2 rRNA genes are annotated in these 3,184 nt (G+C 46.0%); both read right to left on the bottom strand.

The features are described from left to right. Positions 1–20 precede the first annotated feature (20 nt). A 5S ribosomal RNA gene (rrf, locus tag G7034_RS09095) occupies positions 21–130 on the bottom strand. A gap of 97 nt (positions 131–227) precedes the next feature. Then, positions 228–3,065 (bottom strand): 23S ribosomal RNA (locus G7034_RS09090). Positions 3,066–3,184: the final 119 nt, after the last annotated feature.

Raw genomic sequence — 3,184 nt, 5'->3', positions numbered from 1 at the left:
TAGTTAGGGTTTTGTATAAAAGAAGGCGGCGACCTACTCTCCCACTAAATCGCAGTACCATCGGCGCAAACGAGCTTAACTTCTCTGTTCGGAAAGGGAAGAGGTGAGCCTCGTTGCTATAACCACCTTAAATCTTTGTTGTTATATCACATATAATCAACCTAATAAGTTAACATATTGAGAACTTGGGAGCAAAAAATAAAAGTTTGACTAAAAAAATTACTTCTGATATAAACTATACGGGTGATTAGTACTACTTGGCTATGACATTACTGCCTTTACACCTATAGCCTATCAACGTGGTAGTCTCCCACGACCCTTTAAAGAAATCTCATCTTGTGGTGGGTTTCGCGCTTATATGCTTTCAGCGCTTATCCCTTCCAAACGTAGCTACTCTGCAATGCTCCTGGCGGAACAACAGATACACTAGAGGTTTGTCCAACTCGGTCCTCTCGTACTAGAGTCAGATCCACTCAAATTTCTTGCGCCCACTGTAGATAGAGACCGAACTGTCTCACGACGTTCTGAACCCAGCTCGCGTGCCACTTTAATGGGCGAACAGCCCAACCCTTGGGACCTTCTCCAGCCCCAGGATGTGACGAGCCGACATCGAGGTGCCAAACCCCCCCGTCGATGTGAGCTCTTGGGGGAGATCAGCCTGTTATCCCCGGAGTACCTTTTATCCTTTGAGCGATGGCCCTTCCATGCGGAACCACCGGATCACTATGCTCTACTTTCGTACCTGATCGACCTGTATGTCTCTCAGTCAAGCTCCCTTTTGCCATTGCACTCTACGCACGGTTACCAAGCGTGCTGAGGGAACCTTTAGAAGCCTCCGTTACTCTTTTGGAGGCGACCACCCCAGTCAAACTACCCGTCTAGTAATGTCACCCACTTCTGCGGGATTAGGCTTCAAACAAGTAAAGGGTGGTATTTCAACAATGACTCCACCACACCTGGCGATGCAGCTTCAATGTCTCCCACCTATCCTACACATCACTTATCCAAAGTCAATACTAAAGTATAGTAAAGGTTCACGGGGTCTTTTCGTCCCACAGCGGGTAATCGGCATCTTCACCGATACTACAATTTCACCGAGGTCATGGCCGAGACAGTGTCCAGATCGTTACACCATTCGTGCAGGTCGGAACTTACCCGACAAGGAATTTCGCTACCTTAGGACCGTTATAGTTACGGCCGCCGTTTACCGGGGCTTCAATTCAATGCTTCTCCGAAGATAACATCTCCTCTTAACCTTCCGGCACCGGGCAGGTGTCAGACCCTATACGTCATCTTTCAATTTTGCAGAGTCCTGTGTTTTTGATAAACAGTCGCCTGGACCTATTCACTGCGGCCAGCTATTACACTGGCGACCCTTCTCCCGAAGTTACGGGCCCATTTTGCCTAGTTCCTTAGCCATGAATCTCTCGAGCACCTTAGAATTCTCTTCCCAACTACCTGTGTCGGTTTACGGTACGGGTTGCTTTAATCGATTTTCTTGGAAGAACGGCCTCTAAATTATCACCGCCACCGTAGCTTTGGTGTACTATCCCATCCTTACAAATGGTTCAACGTACTATTCCGTCAGTACGCATTAGATTTCCTTCTCCGTCTCTTTTAGCTTAAAGCAAGTAGCAGAATATTAACTGCTTGTCCATCGACTACCCCCTTCGGGTTCGCCTTAGGTCCCGACTAACCCTCAGCTGATTAGCATAGCTGAGGAATCCTTGGTCTTTCGGTGTGCGGGTTTCTCGCCCGCATTATCGTTACTTATGCCTACATTTTCTTTTGTAATTAGTCCAGCAAACCTCACAGTTCACCTTCTACCCAAATTACAATGCTCCCCTACCACTCTATACTAAAGTACAGAATCCATAGCTTCGGTAATATGCTTATGCCCGATTATTATCCATGCCAAACCGCTCGACTAGTGAGCTGTTACGCACTCTTTAAATGAATGGCTGCTTCCAAGCCAACATCCTAGCTGTCTAAGCAGTTCAACCTCGTTTGGTCAACTTAGCATATATTTAGGGACCTTAGCTGATGGTCTGGGTTCTTTCCCTCTCGGACATGGACCTTAGCACCCATGCCCTCACTACTGCAAAACATTTTATAGCATTCGGAGTTTGTCAGGAATTGGTAGGCGGTGAAGCCCCCGCATCCAATCAGTAGCTCTACCTCTATAAAACTATTGCAATGCTGCACCTAAATGCATTTCGGGGAGTACGAGCTATTTCCGAGTTTGATTGGCCTTTCACCCCCACCCTCAGGTCATCCCAAAACTTTTCAACGTTTACGGGTTCGGTCCTCCACTCCGTTTTACCGGAGCTTCAACCTGCCCAAGGGTAGATCACACGGTTTCGCGTCTATCGCAACTAACTATAGCGCCCTATTCAGACTCACTTTCGTTACGGCTCCTCAACTCTAGTTGATTAACCTCGCTAATTACGATAACTCGTAGGCTCATTATGCAAAAGGCACGCCGTCATCCTTACGGACTCCGACCGCTTGTAAGCGTATGGTTTCAGGGTCTATTTCACTCCTTTATTCAAGGTCCTTTTCACCTTTCCCTCACGGTACTAGTTCACTATCGGTCTCTCAGTAGTATTTAGCCTTACCGGATGGTCCCGGCTGATTCACACAAGGTTTCTCGTGCCCCGCGCTACTCAGGATACCACTATCATTTATATATCTTTCCTGTACTAGACTATCACTATCTACGGTTAATCTTTCCAAATTATTCCAGTTCAATATAAAAACAAATCACGTGGTCCTACAACCCCATTAATGCCGTAACATCAATGGTTTGGGCTATTCTGCGTTCGCTCGCCACTACTTACAGAATCACTATTGTTTTCTTCTCCTCTGCTTACTTAGATGTTTCAGTTCAGCAGGTTCGCCCCCGTCTAAGACGGGTGTTATGTCTTCAACATAACGGGTTGCCCCATTCGGAAATCTGCGGATCATATTGTATGTGCCAATACCCACAGCTTATCGCAGCTTATCACGTCCTTCTTCGCCTCTGAGAGCCTAGGCATCCACCATACGCCCTTAATAAGTTTATACTCATTAATTATATGCCTCTGTCTTAAAAAATTAATCCTAAAACAAAAGCAACGATAACTCTTTTAGTTGTTACTCTATATTTTTTGCTCTTTATTCTCAATATGTCAATGAACGTTTA

Origin of the sequence: Psychroflexus maritimus (assembly GCF_011089875.1) — a bacterium.
Taxonomy (GTDB): Bacteria; Bacteroidota; Bacteroidia; order Flavobacteriales; family Flavobacteriaceae; genus Psychroflexus; species Psychroflexus maritimus.
This window is presented reverse-complemented; position numbering and strand designations above follow the sequence as displayed.